The following is a 16,971-nucleotide window of genomic DNA, read 5'->3' on the forward strand; positions in this document are numbered from 1 at the left end:
TTCAATTGCGAGGTGCCGGCGCCGGTTCGGGCCGCGAAACGCTGAACGCCTTGCGATAGCGCGGGCGCACCGCGGCCAGAACTTCCGGCGTGACCGGCAGCTTGACCTCGTACGAACCTTCCGCCCACGGCCCCGCGGAATAAGGCGCGACAAGGATCAGGATGTGATCGAAGGTGCGCCCCTTGAGCGCCGCATCGTCGTGATCGGCCTCCAGGTCGGGCTGGCCGGTATAGAGCGCGACCGCTTCGGCCGTGGGGTCGATGCAATCCTCGAACGGGCGCGAATGATCGGCGCTGACCGGCGCCTCGCGCTTGACGGCGCGCGCGCGGTCGAGCTCGGCACAGAACGGGGCCGCGATCGCCTTGCGCAGCGCCGCGCTCGACGTGAACAGCGACAGGACCGGGCGCCGCGTCCTGGCGGCGCGGTCCCACACCATGGTCCGGAACGCGATCAGCCCATGCGCGCCGCCGGTATAGGTCGAGGTGAACGAGGACAGGCTGAGGAACCGCTCGGTCTCCGCCGCGGTGCGCCAGCGCGTGATCAGCGAATAACGGCGAAAGCGCTCGTGCTGCTGGAACGCGGCATCGCGGTCCTTGCGGGCAGCGGCGATGAAGGCGCTGCGGGTGGTTGCCAGCGTCGTGTCGAACCAGGCGCGCAGCGGCGCGATGGCGTAGGCTTCGTTAGGGTAGAGAAATTCGAACAGGTAATAGTCCGCTTCCTGCTTCACCGAGCGGCCATTGTCGGCATCCGGCGTCGCCGTGGCGGACGTGGGCACGACCTCGACCGTCTGCCCGGACGCCTCGGGCACCACCTCGGGCGATCCCTCGGCGGCGATCGCGTAGGGGATCCTGGTCGGCTCGGCAGAAGGCGTGCCGTCGCCGCAGCTTGCCAGCATCAGCGCGGCCAACAGGGCGGCGCCGCCGCGGAGCCGATTTTTTCCTCGCGTGTCCATCGCCGTGACCGCTAAGCCATTGCGGCCATGACTGACAAGCAAACGCTGATCCAGCCCGACCGCGGCCAGCCCGCCACCGCGCTCCACCTCGTCAACACCGACACGTTCGGCGGCTGGCTGAAAGGTCGCAGCGCCGCCCAGCGCGCCGCGCTTGCCGCGCAGAAGTTCAAGGGCGGCAGTTACGAAACCGCGATCGTGCCCGACGGCGAGGGGTGGTTCGCGGTCGGCGGCGTGGCCGACACGGCCAGCCTGTCCAGCTGGTGCCTGGCGCGGCTGGCCGAAGTGCTGCCGGCGGGCACTTACCGCCTGGACGGGGCGGCGACCGGCAAGCCCCTGCTCGGCTGGGTGACGGCGCAATACCGGTTCGACCGTTACAAGGACAAGCCCGAGGCCGAAGGGCCGCGCGTGCTGCTGACGGCCGATGTCGCCGCCATCGAACCGGCGCTGGCAGAGGCTGCCGCCACCGCGCTGGTGCGCGACCTGGTCAACACACCCGCCGCCGACCTCGGCCCGGCGGAGCTCGAGGCCGAGGGCGCGCGGCTTGCCAAGCTCCACGGCGCCGAGCTGACGGTGACCAGCGGCGACGCGCTCGAGCGCGGCTATCCGATGATCCACGCGGTCGGCAAGGCGGCCGCGCGCAGCCACGCGCCGCGCCTGATCGAGCTGACCTGGGGCGATCCCGGACATCCGCGACTAGCCGTGGTGGGCAAGGGCGTGTGCTTCGATTCGGGCGGGCTCAACATCAAGCCCGGCGGCTCCATGGCGCTGATGAAAAAAGACATGGGCGGGGCGGCTCACGCGCTGGCGCTGGCCGGGCTGATCATGGGACGCGGCCTGAACGTGCGGCTGCACGTGCTGGTCCCGGCGGTCGAGAATGCGATCGCGGGCAACGCCTTTCGCCCCGGCGACATCCTGAAGACGAGGCTGGGCCTGACCGTGGAGAATACCAACACCGACGCCGAAGGGCGGCTGGTGCTGGGCGACGCGCTGACCCGCGCCGGCGAGGAGAGCCCGGACCTCGTCATCGACTTCGCCACCCTGACCGGCGCCGCGCGCGTCGCGCTCGGCCCCGATCTGCCGGCGCTGATGGCGCGCCAGGACGCCACTGCCGACGCGCTGATCGCCGCCGGACTCGCGGTCGACGATCCGGTCTGGCGCCTGCCGCTGCCGGGCGCGTACCGCGAATGGCTGAAATCGGACGTCGCCGACATGGTCAACAGCCCGTCCAACGGCTTTGCCGGCGCCAGTGTCGCCGGCCTGTTCCTGGACCGGTTCGTGCCCGAAGGCACCGACTGGGCCCACTTCGACACCTTCGCCTGGCGCCCCGTCGCCAAGCCGGGCCGCCCGAAAGGCGGCGAAGCCCTGGGCCTGCGCGCAGCCTGGCACATGCTGCTGCAACGCTACGGGTAAGACGTTTCCGTTCAGGGCGCGCGCGACCGCCGCGTCGACAAGGTGCCGCGCTCGCCCGCGGTCGGCCACCCTTGGCTTGCCCCGGGGGCGCCGCATCGCTAAGCGCTCGCGTTCGCTTACAGGGGCAATTCTTCGCCAGTGACTACCGCCGCCGCCGTTCCGACGCACCAGCTCGCCCTGTCGGGGCCGAGCGAGTGTCTCGACGCGCCGCACTGGCCGGTGCGGGGCGACCTGGCGCACGTGCGGCTGGCGGGGATCTGCTTCGTGCCGCACTACGCCGTGCCGATGCCGCACCTCCTGTCCAGCCCCGCCGACCTCAAGGTCAAGCCGCAGGACGACGCCGATGCGCGCGAGACGCTGGCTGCCGGCACGACCTTCAACGTGCTCGACATGGCGGGCGGCTGGGCCTGGGGCCAGGTGGGCGAGGATGGCTGCGTCGGTTACCTGCCGCTCGATGTGCTGGAGGCGCGACGAAGCTGATCGCTTCGCCTCGCTTTTTCTCCCACCCCAGCTAGGGGTTCGACCATGACCCAGACAGTTTTCATCGACGGCGCCGCCGGCACCACCGGGCTCGAGATCGTGGAGCGGCTGCAGGGCCGCCCCGAGTTCGAGCTGATCGTCCTCGACGACAGCCAGCGCAAGGACGCCAGCGCTCGGGCCGAGGCCTTTCACGCCGCCGACTTCGCGGTGCTGTGCCTGCCCGACGAGGCCGCACGCGAAGCGGCGGCGCTCGCCGAGGGGAGCGGGGTGCGGATCATCGACGCTTCCAGCGCTTATCGCACCGCCGGCGACTGGACTTACGGCTTTCCGGAACTGATCGGGCGCGACCGGATCGCCGCTGCCAACCGCGTCAGCAACCCCGGGTGCTATCCCACCGGTTTTCTGGCGCTGGTTGCACCACTTGTACGCAAAGGACTGTTGCCGGGCGACTGGCCCTTCGTCTGCCACGCGGTCTCGGGGTATTCAGGTGGTGGCAAGGCCCTGATCGCGCGGTTCGAAGCGGATCGCACCATCGCGTTTCGCGATTACGGTCTGGCGTTGGGGCACAAGCACGTGCCCGAAATGCAGCTCTACGCGCGCCTCGCGCATCCCCCGGTGTTCGCGCCGGCGGTGATCCCCGCGCACCGCGGCATGGTGGTCGAAGTGCCGCTGCACCTGCACTTGATGCGGCAGGCTGCGCCCGCCGATGGCTTGCGCGATGCGCTGGCCGATTTCTATGCCGGCAGCCCTGTCGTCACCGTCCACCCCGATGCCCCGGACGAAATCCTGCTGAGGACCGACAGTGTGCCGTCGGACAAGCTGGGCCTGTGGGTGTTCGGCAGTGCCGACGGCACGCAGGCGCGGCTGGTCGCGCGGCTCGACAATCTGGGCAAGGGCGCCAGCGGCGCGGCGGTGCAGAACCTCAACCTGATGGCCGGCTTGCCCGAAACCGCCGGACTGGCGCTTTAGCCGCGCGGGCCGCTAGCCACTCAGCCCGCGCCTAAGCTGCTTGCGCAGCGCGCCGGGAAACCAGCGCGCGGCGCGCGTCAGCCGCACCGCGGTCTTGCCTACCGGCCAGTGCAACCTGGTTCCGTGGACCGCGCGCCACGCGGTTTCGGCAACCTCGTCCACCGGGGTGATCTCCAGCCCGGCAGCGGAGACTTCGGCGCGGATCGCGGCGTTGCTGCCGGCGTGACTGGTGTGGTCAAGCAGCGGCGTATCGATAAAGGCCGGCATCAGGTCCGCCACCCGGATGCCGTCGGCCGCCCAGTCGGCATCCAGCGATTCGGTCATGGCCCGCACCGCGAACTTGGTGGCCGAATAGACCGCGGCGCCCGGTGTGCCCCAGATTCCTGCCGCGCTAGAGGTCGACAGCAGGCACGATCCCGGGGCCGAGGCACGCAGCCACGGGTAGGCGGCGCGCGCGCCAAGCAGCGCCCCCTTGAGGTTGACGCCCAGGCAGCGGTCGATCTCTGCCTCGGTCATTTCCGCCAGCGGTCCGCCCAGCGGCACCCCGGCGTTGTTGAACACCGCGTCGATGCGCCCGCCGGCCGCCTCGGCGAAGGCGGCCAGGACGTCGTCCCACTGCGCCGCGTCGCGCACGTCGAGCAGGCGCGACCAGCCGCGCCCTTCGCCCAGGAGCGCCAGCGTACCGGCCATCCCGGCGGCGTCGATATCGCCCAGCCCGACGAACCAGCCGCCCGCCGCGAACCGGACGGCCACCGCCCGGCCGATGCCCGAGGCGCCGCCGCTGATGAAGATCGCGCGCACCGGCGGCATGGCATTTCTCCCCCTTGATGCGGTCCCGTGCGAATCGTGCGGCTGCCGCAGCGACGAAAGCCTAAAGCGCAGGATTGTTATAGCAATGCCAGGTGAAGATGGCCGCCGCGCCGCGGTGCGGCCGCCAGCTTTCGGCCAGCGCGCGTGTTTCCTTTTCACCCGGCCGTTCGGTCAGGCCTAGGATCTTGTGGAGCCCGGCCTGGACGGCCAGATCGCCCGCCGGCCAGATGTCAGCCCGGCCCTCGGCAAACAACAAATAGATTTCCGCCGACCACCGCCCGATGCCCTTGATCGCGGTCAACTGGGCGATCGCGGTCTCATCGTCGTCGGGAAGATCGTGAAGGTCGAGGACGCCCGCCACGACCTGTTCGCACAGGCTGCGCGCATAACCCTGCTTCTGCCGCGATAGGCCGCACCCGCGCAGCGCGTCGAAGTCCGCTGCCAGCAGTTTTTCGGGCGGGATGTCCTCGCCCAGGAGCGCCTGCAGCTTGTTCCACACCGACGCGGCCGCCGCCACGCTAACCTGCTGGCCCACGATGGTCCGCAGCAGGGTATGGTAGCCGCGCGGACGGATGCGCGGTTCGGGATAGCCGGCAGCGGCCAGCGCCGCGGCCATTTTCGGCTCCAGCGTGGCAAGAGCGTCGAGCGACGTTTCGATCTGTTTTGCGGAAAGCCCCACGCCCGTTGCCTTTCTTGCCAATCCCGGGCCGAGCGATTAGCAGCCCGCCCGAGGCCCGAACAGGGCGCACGCAAAAGGACCAGCCACCCATGCCCAAGCTGCTCGTCGTCGATCGCGCCGGAGAGGAAACCACGGTCGAGGCCAAGGGCGGCCTGAGCGTGATGGAGGCCATCCGCGACGCCGGTTTCGACGAACTGCTGGCACTGTGCGGCGGCTGCCTGTCGTGCGCCACGTGCCACGTCCACGTCGATGAGGCGTTCCTGGACAAGCTTCCGCCGATGAGCGAGGACGAGGACGACCTGCTCGACAGCTCGGACTTCCGGCAAGCGAACTCGCGCCTGTCGTGCCAGATCCCGTTCAGCGATGCGCTGGACGGCATCAAGGTCACGATCGCGCCAGAAGACTGATCGCGCGGCGCCTTCATCGGAACAGCCGGGCTTCACCGCCCCCAAGCGCAATTCGTTTGCCGATGGTGCCCGGCGTTCATAGCTAACGCACTATGACCCTTTCTGCACGTCCCGATACCCTGGCCCTGATCGGCAACACTCCGCTCGTCCTACTGCAGGGTCCGAGCGAGGCTGCCGGCTGCGAAATCTGGGGCAAGTGCGAATTCATGAACCCCGGTGCCTCGGTCAAGGACCGCGCGGCGCTGTGGATCGTGCGCGATGCCGAGGAGAAGGGCCTGTTGCAGGCCGGCGGCACGATCGTCGAAGGCACCGCCGGCAACACCGGGATCGGGCTGGCGCTGGTCGCCAACGCGCTGGGTTACAAGACCGTGATCGTCATGCCCGAGACGCAGAGCCGGGAAAAGATGGACACGTTGCGCGCGCTCGGCGCCGAACTGGTTCTCGTCCCCGCAGCTCCGTTCGCCAATCCCGGCCACTTCGTCCACACCTCGCGCCGGCTTTCCGAGGAAACCGAGGGTGCGATCTGGGCCAACCAGTTCGACAACATCGCCAACCGCAAGGCGCACATCGAATCGACCGCGCCCGAAATCTGGGCGCAGATGGACGGCCGGATCGACGGTTTCACCTGCGCTGCGGGGACCGGCGGTACGATCGCCGGGGTCGGGCTCGGCCTCAAGGAAAAGTCCGAGGACATCGTCATCGCGCTGACCGACCCGCACGGCGCGGCGCTTTACAGCTACTACGCCTGCGGCGAACTCAGCGCCGAGGGCAGCTCGGTGGCCGAGGGGATCGGGCAGGGCCGCATCACCGCCAATCTCGAGGGTGCGCCGATCGATACCCAGTTCCGCATCGCGGACGAGGAAGGGCTCGACTGGGTCGCGCGCCTGCTGCGCGAAGAAGGCCTGTGCCTGGGCTTGTCGTCGGGCATCAACGTGGCCGGCGCGGTGGCGCTGGGGCGCAAGCTGGTGGCCGAAGGGCGCGAGGACGTGCGCGTGGCCACGATCCTGTGCGACACCGGCTTTCGCTACTTGTCGACGCTCTACAATCCCGAATGGCTGCGGGCGAAGGGGCTGCCGGTCTTCCCTTGGCTCGAAACCTAGGCTATCCTGCGGCCCAATGGCCACAAGACCATCGCCAACGGCCCCGATTACGGTCGCACCAGTCCCGCCCGCAGCGCCGACGGCGCGCGATCTGCGCGCGCAGACCGTGCAGCGCCTCCAGGCCGGGATGCTCGGGCTGGCGGCGATGCTGCTGCTTGTCGGGCTGGCTAACATCATCATGGACCGCGCGCGCGAGGCCGATGGCGTGGTCGCCGCCGCGCCGACCCGCACCTCGACGACCGACGCGGCGCCGAAGAACGATCCGCTCGCAGACATGGGCGTGGTCCCGTCCGCCAGCGCCAGCGCCGGCACGAAGGCCGTCCCCTCTGCCAGCGGTGCCGGCACCGCGCCGCCGCAGGCCAATGGCGGCAACTAGGAAGCCTGCCCTCATCGCCGCGATCGTGGTTGCCGTGCTGGCGGCGACGGCGGCGTGGGTGGTGCTGGCGCGCGGGCCGGGCGAACGTCACCGCGTCGGCCTGTTCACCACCCTGCCGATCCTGTGGAACGAGGCCGGTGGCGTGGGCGAGATGCTGGCCAGCAAGGACGGACCGCACTGGGCCAGGGCCGCGCTGGCCGAGGAGGGCCCCGTCACCGCGCTCGACACGCTCACGCCCGACACCCTGCGCGGGGTCGAGCGCCTGGTGCTGGCGCAGCCGCGCGCGCTGTCTCCCGATGAGAACGTCGCGCTCGACAACTGGGTCCGGGGCGGCGGCGAGGTGCTGCTCTTCGCCGATCCGATGCTGACCGAGGATTCGCGCTTCCCGCTTGGCGACCGGCGCCGCCCCGAAGGCACGGTGCTGCTCTCGCCGATCCTCAAGCGTTGGGGGCTGGAGCTGCAGTTCGATGAGAACCAGCCGTTCGGAAAACGCAGCGTTGCGGCGCAGGGCACCGCCATCCCGGTCAACCTGCCGGGCCGCTTCGTCGTGCTCAAGCCCGCGCCGTGCAAGGTCGACGGCCGTGCCCTGGTGGCGCGCTGCGATGTCGGCAACGGGCGTGTCCTGGCCGTCGCCGACGCCGATCTGCTGAGCCGCGACGATCCCGATGGCGCGGGCCAAGCCGCGCTCGCCGCGTTGATGGCGCGCGCTTTCACCGACTAGCCGCGCCAAGCCCCTCGACAGCCGGCAAGCCGCCCGGCATGAATCGCGCGGGGCGCATTTTCGCCAATGGGGAGAACAGCTTGGTCGCGCTGGTGTCGACGGTCGCCTATCTTGGGCTGGAGGCGCGCAGCGTCGAGGTGCAGTGCCAGGTCGCGCCAGGGCTGCCCCGTTTCGCCGTCGTCGGCCTGCCCGACAAGGCGGTCGGCGAAAGCCGTGAGCGGGTCCAGGCCGCGCTCGCCGCGATGGGGCTGGCGCTGCCGCCCAAGCGGATCACCGTCAACCTCTCGCCCGCCGACCTGCCCAAGGAGGGCAGCCATTACGACCTCCCGATCGCGCTGGCGCTGCTGGCCGCTATGGGAGTGACCGATGCCGAGCAGTTGGGCGATTTCGTGGCCGTGGGCGAACTGGCGCTCGATGGGCGCATCGTCGCCTCGCCGGGTGTACTGCTGGCGGCGATGCACGCGGCGGGCGAGGGCCGCGGACTGATCTGCCCGGCGGCGCAAGGGGCTGAGGCGCGCTGGGCGGGCGACATGCCGGTCTTGGCGGCGCCCGACCTGGTCAGCCTGCTCAACCACCTCAAGGGCGTGCAGCAGCTCCCCGCGCCGCAGCCGGGCGAGGCCGAGACGCCGGCACCGGGACCCGACCTGTCGCAAGTCAAGGGACAGGAGACGGCCCGCCGCGCGCTTGAGATCGCTGCCGCGGGCGGGCACAACCTGCTGATGATCGGCCCGCCGGGTGCTGGCAAGAGCCTGCTGGCCGCCTGCCTGCCCGGTATCCTGCCGCCGCTGACCCCGGGCGAAGCGCTGGAAACCTCGCTGGTGGCGAGCGTTGCGGGCACGCTCGAGGATGGCCGGATCAGCCGTGCGCGCCCGTACCGCGCGCCGCATCATTCCGCATCGATGGCGGCGCTGACCGGGGGCGGCCTCAAGGCCCGGCCGGGCGAAGTCAGTCTGGCCCACCTCGGCGTGCTGTTCCTCGATGAATTGCCCGAGTTTCAGCGCACCGTGCTCGATTCGCTGCGCCAGCCGCTCGAGACCGGGACGGTCACGGTCGCTCGCGCCAACGCCCACGTCACATACCCGGCGAGGGTACAGCTGATCGCCGCGATGAACCCGTGCCGATGCGGCCATCTCGGCGATCCGGCGCTGGCCTGCAGCCGCGCGCCGAAGTGCGCTGCCGATTACCAGGCTAAAGTCTCCGGGCCGCTGCTCGACCGCATCGACCTTCATGTCGAGGTCGATCCGGTCAGCGCCGCCGACCTGGCGCTGCCCGCTGCGGCCGAGGGGTCCGCCCAGGTGGGCGCACGGGTTGCCGCCGCGCGCGCGCGCCAGGTGGCGCGGCTGGACGGCACCGGCAAGCGCAGCAACGCCGAGCTCGACGGCGACGCGCTCGAAGCGCACGCGACGCCGGACGAGGCGGGCCGCGCGCTGCTGATGCAGGCGGCGGAAGCGATGCGCCTGACCGCGCGCGGCTACACCCGCGTGCTGCGGGTGGCACGCACCGTGGCCGATCTGGCCGGGGTGGAGACGGTGGGCCGCATCCACGTGGCCGAGGCGCTCAGCTATCGCCGGGCGGCACCGCGCGCATGACGCCGGTCGGCAAAGCCAACCTCATTGCCGCGGCGGCAGGATTGGCCGCCTTCGCCGGGGGAATCTGGCTGACGTTTCATCCTGTCCGGCCGCAACACGGCGTTCCGGTCGCGGCCCGGATCGTATCGATGCAGCCGTCGATGAGCCGCTATTCGCCCGGCAAGGTGGTGGTTCGGTTCGAAAGCGGCCGCTTCGTCGGCGAACGCTTGCTCGCGCCGGGACCGGCGGCGGGCTGCCGGCCGGGCCAGACCATCCAGGCCGAGCGGCGCGGCGTGACGCTGTGGTTCGAGCCGCCCTGCGCGGCGCCGAATGAACGAGCCCAATGATCGCGATGACCTGCCTGTGCGGCGCGGTGCAGCTGTCCGTCCCGCGGCCCGACTATATCCACCAGTGCAACTGCACGCTGTGCAGCAAGACCGGCGCGCGCTGGGGCTATTTCACGCCGGACCAGGTCCGCGTCATTGGCGCCGCAGCCATCGCCGTGCGGGGCGACAAGGCGGTGCCCTCGGCCGAAGTGCATTTCTGCGGCGCTTGCGGGTCGACCACGCATTTTGGACTGACCCCGGCGATGATCGCGCAGCACGGCGATGTCATGCGAGGGGTCAACATGGCGCTGGCCGACCCGGCCGACCTGGCCGGGATCGAGCAGCGCTTTCCCGACGGACGCGCATGGGACGGTGCCAGCGCCGAATTCGGCTATGTCAGCGCGCCGACGATCATCGGTTCGCGCTGAGCGCGGCCCACCACGCGGCGTATGGCGTGTTCTTGGCCAGGTAACGGTTCCAGTCCGGCGCACCGTCGTCCCACCACGGCGCGCCGCGTTCGCCCAGCGCGTGCTTTGCGGCATCGACACGCCCGCGCGCGGCCGTTCGCGCCGCGGCGTCGGTCTTCGCAGCGCCGACCGCGCGGCGCGCGTCCATCAACTCGCGGACCAGCCGTTCGCGCTCGGCCTCGGGTAGGTGGGGGTTGGCGGTCCGCCACAAGCGGCCGCGCACGACGATGTAGCGCCCATCCGGCGTTCGGTCAGGAGCCTGTGCCGGCTCGCTCAAAGGGCGGCGGCCATCGCCTCTTCGCGGGCCTCGCCGCGCATCCGCCATTCCAGGTCGCGCACATCGAGCACGCGGCCGTCGTGCGAGCGGATCGTGATCGGCGCGATCGGCTCGCCGTCGCGGGCGTCGCACAGCACCGGGTTGGCGGCGACGCCAAGGCCGTGCTTTTCGCCCCACTGGCGCAGGGCGATCAGCGCCGGCAGAAGGTCGTAGCCCTTGTCGGTGAGCCGGTAGGCGATCTTGCGGCGATCGTCGGGCAGGGGTTCGCGCTGCATGACGCCGTATTCGACAAGCCGTGCCAGCCGGTTCGACAGGATATTCCGCGCGATCCCGAGCACGCCAAGGAAATCCTCGAAGTGGCGCACGCCGTTGAAGGCGGCGCGCAAGATCATGAACGACCAACGCTCACCCATCACCTCAAGCGCGACGGGAAGCCCGCAGGAGTGGATGTTGTCGAGCGGTTCGCGCAGTTTGCCCATCGGCCCTTCCTCTGTCCCTCTGGGATCGCGGCATCGTGCCGGTCGGCGGGGATTCGGTCCCGGCATAGCAGCAAAATCCGACAAGGTCGATTTCAAGTTGCAACCAGAAACCTATCTTGATAGGTAGCGATTCGCAATTGATTTTCAAGGGGACCTTTCATGCTCGCTCTCGCTCACCAGACCGGCATTCGCCTGGTCGTCGCTGCCGGCCTGGCTCTGGCCGCCGGCGCGCCGGCCGCCGCCCTCGCCCAGTCGGGCCACGGTGGTTACAGTGCCACCCTGGCGGCACCGCTGCCGGCCGCGAAGAAGGCAGTGCTCAACGGTGTGATCTGGAAGTGCGATGGCGACAGCTGCGCCGCTCCGCTCGACGGTGCGCGCCCCGCGATCGCCTGCGCCAAGATGGTCCGCGCGTTCGGCGCGGTGACCCGCTTTGCCGACCCGAAGGGCGATCTGGCGGCGGAGGACCTGGCGCGCTGCAATGCCGCCGCGAACTGAACTCCCACTGGTCTCCGCGCCGGGCACTGCGCGGCGCGGAGGCCTTTTTCGCTCAGTCCAGCAACCCGCGCGCCGACAGGTCTGCCCGCAAGGTCGGCGCGTCGACGAAGTGATGTGTGTGCCAGCCGCAATCGCGCGCCGCGACCACGTTGGGCAGCGAATCGTCGATGAACAGCATCGCGGCCGGATCGCGGCCAAAGCGGCGGGCTGCCAGCGCGTAGATCGCCGGATCGGGCTTGGCGAGTTTCTCCACGCCCGAAACCACGATGTCGCGAAATCGGTCCGCCAGCGGAAAGGAGGGGCGAAAACCCGCCCAGGTATCGGCGCCGAAATTGGTGATCGCGTAAAGCGGCACGCCCCGCGCATCGAGCGCCTCGACGATGCCGGGCATCCCCTCGACCGGGCCGGGGATGGTCTCGTTGAAATGGCTGAACCAGCGGGCGATCAGGCCGGCATGGTGGGGAAACAGGGCGCTGCGCTCGGCCACCATGTCGGCGGCGCTGCGTCCGGCGTCGTGTTCCATGTGCCATTCGAACGTGACGACCTCGTCCAGAAAGCGCGCGCGCTCGGCCGGATCGGGGATCGCGGCCAGATAGGGACGCTCACGCTCCCAGCGCACCAGGACCTTGCCGACGTCGAAGACGACCGCATCGATTCCGCCATCCGCCATGCTCAGCCCATTCCATATGGAAGCGGCCCGCTCTCCGGCAGGAGGCGGGCCGTCGTTGTCTTATCGCCGGGCGGATGGTTCCGCCCGCGCCGGGGGTCAGCCCTGGCGCGCCTTGAAGCGGCGGTTGGTCTTGTTGATCACGTATGTCCGGCCGCGGCGACGGATCACGCGGTTGTCGCGGTGGCGGTCCTTGAGCGACTTGAGGCTGTTGCGAATCTTCATGACGTACCTTCTGGGCTGGCAGCGCCGGCCTTCTGGGCGGAAACCCGCCGTAAAACCGAAGGGGCGCCGTTACGGGCGCGAACCCGCGAAGTCAACCGTGGGCTTGGCTTTCAGCGGCTTCGATATCGGCCAGCCGCCGCTCCCACGCCAGCGCGTGGTTCACGATGGTCGCAAGCTCGTCGTACCGCGGGCGCCACGGCAACGTGGACAGGATCCTGGAATTGTCGCTCACCAGCGAAGCGACGTCGCCCGGCCGCCGCGGCGCGAGCGTTCGCTTAAGGGGCCGGTTGGTCAACTGGTCGACCGCGTCGAGCACGTCCAGCACTGAGAATCCGCGCCCGTAGCCGACGTTGAGCGTCAGGGACCGCGTTGGTGCGGCGATCAGCGCCGCCAGTGCATCGACATGGGCGGCGGCAAGGTCGGCGACGTGAATATAATCGCGCAGGCCGGTGCCGTCGGGCGTCGGGTAGTCGGTGCCGTAGACCGATACGCCGTCGCGCTTGCCGGTCACCGCCTCCACGGCGACCTTGATCAGGTGTGTCGCCCCCGCGGTCGCCTGCCCGGTGCGCGCCTGCGGGTCCGCTCCGGCAACGTTGAAATAGCGCAGCACGGCGTGATTCATCGGGTGCGCGGCGCTGACATCGGCCAGCATCCGCTCGGTCATCGCCTTGCTGGCGCCATAGGGGTTGACCGGCTGGACTGGATCGAGCTCCGACAGCGGCCTGATCCCGGCTTCGCCGTAGACCGTGGCGGTCGACGAAAACACGAAATGCGCAACCCCGCATTCGACCGCGGCGGCCATCAGCGCCCGGCTGCGCACGACGTTGTTGAGATAGTACTTGAGCGGGTCCGACACCGATTCGGGCACGACGATCGAGCCGGCGAAATGCAGCACCGCGCGGGTCCCCTGCTCGGCGAAAATCCGCTTCAGCAAGGCTTCGTCGTCGATATTGCCTTCGTAAAACGGCACGTGTTGGGGCACCGCCCGGCGAAACCCGGTCGACAAGTCGTCGATCACCGCGACGGGCCAGCCGGCGTCCAGCAGCGCCAGGACGGCGTGGCTGCCGATGTAGCCGGCGCCGCCGGTGACGAGAACGGGGACGGTCGTGGTCATCACCAGACGCTATCGGTCCGGGCCGGAAAAGGAAACACGGCGGCTCGGTTCAGCCTTGGGAAAGCACGCTTGAACCAGGGGGCACGGCATGATCGTTCGCTCCTTTGTCCGTTTCGGTGCCGCAGCCGTCCTTGCCGCCGCCGTGGTGGCCGCTCCCGCCCAGGCCCAGCACTGGAGCCGCGGCGGCTGGGGCACCGGCATAGGCGTGGGTGTCGGCACCACCTTCGGCGACCGGCCATATTCGCGCTCGTCGCGCGGCGAGGGCAAGGTCGAGGTGTCGACCTTCGTCAACACCGCGGCCGGGCTGCCGGCGCTGGGCCAGGGCGCGATCGTCGTCGCCCCGGGCGCAGGCCCGCGCGACCCCGTGTTCGAAGCCGCGCTGGTCGACGTCCTGGGCCGCCACGGTTACAACACCGCCGCCGCCACCGCGCCGCAAGTGGTCGAGCTCACCGTCGTGCGCGACATCGCCGAACCGGCCGAGCGCAAGCACAATCCCGTCTCGGGCGAGGTCGGCACCACCATTTCCAACCGCGGATCGGGCATGGGGATCGGGATCGGGATCGACTTGTCGAAGCCCAGGAAGGCGCTGCTTTCCACCCGGCTCGAGGCGCGCATCCGCGACCGGGCTTCGAACGCGGTCCTGTGGGAAGGCCGCGCCGACATGCTGACCCGCGACGGCTCGTCGAAGTGGACCGACCAGGCCGTCGCGGCGAAGCTGGCCGAGGCGCTGTTCGCCAAGTTCCCCAAGCCGGTCGGCTGAAGCCACTTTCCCTTCCGCCCGCCTCATCCTAGGGGCGGGGCATGACAGCTTCAGACCTTTCCATCCGCGTCGACGCGGCGTTCGATTCGGGCAACATCGCGGTCACCTCGGTCGCCGGTGCCTCGGCCCGGCTGACCATTCCGCGCGACCATATGAGCGAGTTCTACCAGTGGTTCCACTTCCGCGTCTCGGGTGCGGCGGGGCGCGAACTGGTGCTCAAGATCACCGACCTCAACACCAGTGCCTATCCCGACGGCTGGCCCGGCTATCGCGCCTGTGTGAGCGAGGACCGCGACAGCTGGGACCGCGCCGAGACGAGCTGGGACGGCAGCGAAAATGGCGGCACGCTGACGATCCGCTATCGCCCGGCCGGCGATCTGGCCTGGTTCGCCTACTTCGCCCCCTATTCGTGGGAGCGCCATCAGGACCTGGTGGCGGCGGTGGCCCTGGCCGAGGGCGTCTCGCACCGCGTGCTGGGCGAAACGCTTGACGGGCGGACGATCGATTGCCTGGAAATGGGCCAGGGTGCCAAGCAGGTGTGGCTCTATGCGCGGCAGCATCCGGGCGAATCGATGGCGGAATGGTGGATGGAAGGCGCGCTCGAATGCCTGGCGGATCCCGCCGATCCGCTCGGCCGCGCGCTGCGCGCCAAGTGCCGGTTCCATGTCGTTCCCAATGCCAATCCCGATGGCTCGGTGCGCGGGCATCTTCGCACCAACGCGGTGGGCGTGAATCTCAACCGCGAATGGCACGAGCCGACGGCCGAGAAATCGCCCGAGGTGCTGGCGATCCGAAACGCCATGGATGAAACCGGCGTCGACTTCGCGATGGACGTACATGGCGACGAGGCGATCCCGCAGGTATTCCTCGCCGGCTTCGAGGGCATCCCGGCGTGGAACGAGGCCCTGCAAGGCGGGTTCGACCGCTACAAGTCGATCCTGGCGCGCCGCACGCCCGATTTCCAGACCCGCCGCGGCTATGGCGTCGCGGGCGCGGGCAAGGCCAATCTGGCGATGAGCACCAACCAGGTCGCAGAGCGCTTCGGCGCCTGCGCGATGACGCTGGAAATGCCGTTCAAGGACAACGACGACCTGCCCGACGCGCGCCAGGGCTGGAGCCCCGAGCGCAGCAAGGTGCTAGGCCGCGACTGCCTGGCGGCGCTCCTGGAATGGCTTGATGCCTGACGCAGTTCGCTGGCCGACCCTTCCGGGCGGCTGGCGGCTGCTGCCCTGCGACCCGCGCGCCGCGCTGGCGGCCGGGGCGCTGGCGATCGCCGGCGTGACCGCATGGGTCCTGCTGGTCGATGCCGACCTCTGCCGCGACGGCTTGCCGTTGCTGGCGCGCGAGACGGCACCGCTATGGCCGCGGACGCTCATCTCGTGCCTGGGCGCGATGCGAGAGGAAGTGGTTTACCGGCTGGCGCTGACCACCGTGCTGGCGGCGCTGCCGCTGCTGTTCGGCCGCCGCGTGCCGGGCTGGTGGATCGTCGCCGCGATCCTGGCGGCGCAATTCGTCAACATCGAGCCGATCGACATCGCTTATCCCGTCTGGGGAACGCTGCGGTTCTGGCTGGTCGGGGCGGTGTGGGGCTGGCTCTACTGGCGCCACGGTTTCGTGACCGCGCTGGCCGCGCACGGCGTTGTCCACATCGTCCTCGACCCGTTGCTGCGCGCGGCGCTGGCCTAGGAAACGATCGGGCTGAGCAGCCGGATCGTCCGGGCATCGGCATCGAGTTCGACCAGGGCGCCCGACGGCAGGCTCAACTGGTTGGAGACATGACCGATGTTGCCGCCGGTAAAGGCCGGAATGCCCAGCGGCGCCAGGTAGTGATCGATCACCTGGTCGAGCGTGAAGCCGTTGTAGTCGGCCTCGGTGGTGCGGCAGCCGGTGCACTGCCCGAAGACGACGCCGGCGACGTCGTCCAGCACCCCGGCCAGGCGCAATTGCTGGAACATCCGGTCGATCCGGTATTCCGCCTCGTTGGTGTCCTCCGCGAACAGGATGGCGCCCTTGAACGACGGCAGCCACGGCGTTCCCATCAGCGTCGAGACGATCGTCAGGTTGCCGCCCAGCAGCCGCCCGCGCGCGGTGCCGCCGCGGATCGTGCGGCCGGCGCGTCCGCTCGCCAGCTCGCCCGCCGGTCCCCCCAGCGTCGGCACGTCGGCCGCGAACGCCAGCCGCCACAGGCTTTCCCAGCTTTCCGGGCGCCACGAACTGGTCGCGTTGCCGCCGTGGATCGTGGCGTAGCCGGCGCGCCGCGCGAACGCGAGGTGCAGCGCGGTGACGTCGGAAAAGCCCAGCAGCAGCTTGGGGTTGCGGCGGATCGCGTCCCAGTCGAGCAGCGGCAGGATGCGCGCGCCGCCCCAGCCGCCGCGCATCGCGAACACCGCCTTGACCGCGGGATCGGCGTACATCGCGTTGAGATCGGCGGCGCGGTCCTCGTCGGTGCCGGCCAGGTAGCCATAGCGACCCGCAACGTGCGGCCCGAATCTCGGCTCGAGGCCCATGCCCTTCAGCCACCACGCGGCGCGCTCGACGCTGTCTTCGCCGTCGATCGCGCTGGCTGGCGCGACCACGCCGACGACGTCGCCGGTCTTAAGCCGGGGCGGCTTGCGCGGCGCCTTGGGCAGGGCCGGCGTGGCATAAGCCGCGGCGCCGAGCGCGGACAGCCCGGCCATGGCGCCGCGCC

23 protein-coding genes are annotated in these 16,971 nt (G+C 70.0%); 14 read left to right on the plus strand and 9 right to left on the minus strand.

From position 1 onward, the window contains the following. Window position 1: 1 nt before the first annotated feature. The gene (locus tag ACOYW6_RS00560) at window positions 2-952 is read right to left on the minus strand and encodes a PdaC/SigV domain-containing protein (protein ID WP_423141895.1); all 951 of its coding nucleotides are present in this window, start codon (window positions 950-952) and stop codon (window positions 2-4) included. 27 nt (window positions 953-979) lie between these two features. Here ACOYW6_RS00560 and ACOYW6_RS00565 point away from each other — a divergent pair, with 27 nt between their 5' ends. From ACOYW6_RS00565 to argC, 3 genes are all read left to right on the plus strand, one after another. After that, the gene (locus ACOYW6_RS00565; RefSeq protein WP_423141896.1) at window positions 980-2,362 is read left to right on the plus strand and encodes a leucyl aminopeptidase family protein; all 1,383 of its coding nucleotides are present in this window, start codon (window positions 980-982) and stop codon (window positions 2,360-2,362) included. Between the two features lie 138 nt (window positions 2,363-2,500). Further along, a complete protein-coding gene (locus tag ACOYW6_RS00570; protein WP_423141897.1) occupies window positions 2,501-2,842 on the plus strand; it encodes an SH3 domain-containing protein in 342 nt (113 codons plus the stop codon). 45 nt (window positions 2,843-2,887) lie between these two features. Continuing rightward, a complete protein-coding gene (argC, locus tag ACOYW6_RS00575; RefSeq protein WP_423141898.1) occupies window positions 2,888-3,811 on the plus strand; it encodes an N-acetyl-gamma-glutamyl-phosphate reductase in 924 nt (307 codons plus the stop codon). A gap of 12 nt (window positions 3,812-3,823) precedes the next feature. Here argC and ACOYW6_RS00580 read toward each other — a convergent pair whose 3' ends face one another. Further along, on the minus strand, window positions 3,824-4,621 hold the full coding sequence (locus ACOYW6_RS00580; RefSeq protein WP_423141899.1) for an SDR family oxidoreductase: 798 nt from the start codon (window positions 4,619-4,621) through the stop codon (window positions 3,824-3,826). Window positions 4,622-4,682: 61 nt separating this feature from the next. After that, window positions 4,683-5,300, minus strand: a complete 618-nt coding sequence (locus tag ACOYW6_RS00585) for a DNA-3-methyladenine glycosylase family protein (RefSeq protein WP_423141900.1) — start codon at window positions 5,298-5,300, stop codon at window positions 4,683-4,685. An 89-nt stretch (window positions 5,301-5,389) separates the two neighbouring features. Here ACOYW6_RS00585 and ACOYW6_RS00590 point away from each other — a divergent pair, with 89 nt between their 5' ends. The 7 genes from ACOYW6_RS00590 to ACOYW6_RS00620 all read left to right on the plus strand — a co-directional run bounded on the left by ACOYW6_RS00590 (window position 5,390) and on the right by ACOYW6_RS00620 (window position 10,226). After that, a complete protein-coding gene (locus ACOYW6_RS00590; RefSeq protein WP_423141901.1) occupies window positions 5,390-5,707 on the plus strand; it encodes a 2Fe-2S iron-sulfur cluster-binding protein in 318 nt (105 codons plus the stop codon). 92 nt (window positions 5,708-5,799) lie between these two features. Further along, on the plus strand, window positions 5,800-6,807 hold the full coding sequence (locus tag ACOYW6_RS00595) for a cysteine synthase A (protein WP_423141902.1): 1,008 nt from the start codon (window positions 5,800-5,802) through the stop codon (window positions 6,805-6,807). Window positions 6,808-6,913: 106 nt separating this feature from the next. Then, window positions 6,914-7,183, plus strand: coding sequence for a hypothetical protein (locus ACOYW6_RS00600; protein ID WP_423141903.1), 270 nt, complete (start codon window positions 6,914-6,916; stop codon window positions 7,181-7,183). Further along, window positions 7,170-7,904: a Gldg family protein gene (locus ACOYW6_RS00605; protein WP_423141904.1), complete on the plus strand. Its 735-nt coding sequence runs from the start codon at window positions 7,170-7,172 to the stop codon at window positions 7,902-7,904. The genes ACOYW6_RS00600 and ACOYW6_RS00605 overlap by 14 nt, the downstream gene beginning before the upstream one ends. An 80-nt stretch (window positions 7,905-7,984) precedes the next feature. Then, complete coding sequence (locus ACOYW6_RS00610) at window positions 7,985-9,493, plus strand: YifB family Mg chelatase-like AAA ATPase (RefSeq protein ID WP_423143138.1); 1,509 nt, start codon at window positions 7,985-7,987, stop codon at window positions 9,491-9,493. Beyond that, on the plus strand, window positions 9,490-9,819 hold the full coding sequence (locus ACOYW6_RS00615) for a hypothetical protein (protein ID WP_423141905.1): 330 nt from the start codon (window positions 9,490-9,492) through the stop codon (window positions 9,817-9,819). The genes ACOYW6_RS00610 and ACOYW6_RS00615 overlap by 4 nt, the downstream gene beginning before the upstream one ends. Then, on the plus strand, window positions 9,816-10,226 hold the full coding sequence (locus ACOYW6_RS00620; protein ID WP_423141906.1) for a GFA family protein: 411 nt from the start codon (window positions 9,816-9,818) through the stop codon (window positions 10,224-10,226). The genes ACOYW6_RS00615 and ACOYW6_RS00620 overlap by 4 nt, the downstream gene beginning before the upstream one ends. On the opposite strand, the gene ACOYW6_RS00625 is transcribed toward ACOYW6_RS00620, so the two are convergent. Then, window positions 10,210-10,542 (minus strand): hypothetical protein, encoded by a 333-nt coding sequence (locus ACOYW6_RS00625; RefSeq protein WP_423141907.1) that lies wholly within the window; start codon window positions 10,540-10,542, stop codon window positions 10,210-10,212. The genes ACOYW6_RS00620 and ACOYW6_RS00625 overlap by 17 nt on opposite strands. Next, complete coding sequence (locus tag ACOYW6_RS00630) at window positions 10,539-11,021, minus strand: winged helix-turn-helix transcriptional regulator (protein ID WP_423141908.1); 483 nt, start codon at window positions 11,019-11,021, stop codon at window positions 10,539-10,541. Before ACOYW6_RS00630 ends, ACOYW6_RS00625 begins: the two co-directional genes overlap by 4 nt. Window positions 11,022-11,180: 159 nt before the next feature. Here ACOYW6_RS00630 and ACOYW6_RS00635 point away from each other — a divergent pair, with 159 nt between their 5' ends. Continuing rightward, a complete protein-coding gene (locus ACOYW6_RS00635; protein ID WP_423141909.1) occupies window positions 11,181-11,516 on the plus strand; it encodes a CC_3452 family protein in 336 nt (111 codons plus the stop codon). Between the two features lie 52 nt (window positions 11,517-11,568). Here ACOYW6_RS00635 and ACOYW6_RS00640 read toward each other — a convergent pair whose 3' ends face one another. The 3 genes from ACOYW6_RS00640 to galE form a co-directional block, all read right to left on the minus strand. Then, window positions 11,569-12,186: an HAD family hydrolase gene (locus ACOYW6_RS00640; RefSeq protein WP_423141910.1), complete on the minus strand. Its 618-nt coding sequence runs from the start codon at window positions 12,184-12,186 to the stop codon at window positions 11,569-11,571. 96 nt (window positions 12,187-12,282) lie between these two features. Next, window positions 12,283-12,408, minus strand: a complete 126-nt coding sequence (ykgO, locus tag ACOYW6_RS00645) for a type B 50S ribosomal protein L36 (protein ID WP_003046794.1) — start codon at window positions 12,406-12,408, stop codon at window positions 12,283-12,285. A 91-nt stretch (window positions 12,409-12,499) separates the two neighbouring features. Beyond that, window positions 12,500-13,522 (minus strand): UDP-glucose 4-epimerase GalE, encoded by a 1,023-nt coding sequence (gene galE / locus ACOYW6_RS00650; RefSeq protein ID WP_423141911.1) that lies wholly within the window; start codon window positions 13,520-13,522, stop codon window positions 12,500-12,502. 88 nt (window positions 13,523-13,610) lie between these two features. Here galE and ACOYW6_RS00655 point away from each other — a divergent pair, with 88 nt between their 5' ends. The 3 genes from ACOYW6_RS00655 to ACOYW6_RS00665 are packed head-to-tail and all read left to right on the plus strand — an operon-like array spanning window position 13,611 to window position 15,968. Continuing rightward, complete coding sequence (locus ACOYW6_RS00655) at window positions 13,611-14,282, plus strand: hypothetical protein (protein WP_423141912.1); 672 nt, start codon at window positions 13,611-13,613, stop codon at window positions 14,280-14,282. 41 nt (window positions 14,283-14,323) lie between these two features. Continuing rightward, complete coding sequence (locus ACOYW6_RS00660; RefSeq protein ID WP_423141913.1) at window positions 14,324-15,466, plus strand: M14 family metallopeptidase; 1,143 nt, start codon at window positions 14,324-14,326, stop codon at window positions 15,464-15,466. Then, window positions 15,459-15,968, plus strand: coding sequence for a type II CAAX prenyl endopeptidase Rce1 family protein (locus tag ACOYW6_RS00665; RefSeq protein ID WP_423141914.1), 510 nt, complete (start codon window positions 15,459-15,461; stop codon window positions 15,966-15,968). Before ACOYW6_RS00660 ends, ACOYW6_RS00665 begins: the two co-directional genes overlap by 8 nt. Here ACOYW6_RS00665 and ACOYW6_RS00670 read toward each other — a convergent pair. Continuing rightward, a complete protein-coding gene (locus ACOYW6_RS00670; protein ID WP_423141915.1) occupies window positions 15,965-16,960 on the minus strand; it encodes a S66 peptidase family protein in 996 nt (331 codons plus the stop codon). The two genes, ACOYW6_RS00665 and ACOYW6_RS00670, sit on opposite strands and share 4 nt — an antisense overlap. Window positions 16,961-16,971: the final 11 nt, after the last annotated feature.

The sequence above is a fragment of the Parablastomonas sp. CN1-191 genome, from assembly GCF_049354825.1.
Lineage (GTDB): Bacteria > Pseudomonadota > Alphaproteobacteria > Sphingomonadales > Sphingomonadaceae > Novosphingobium.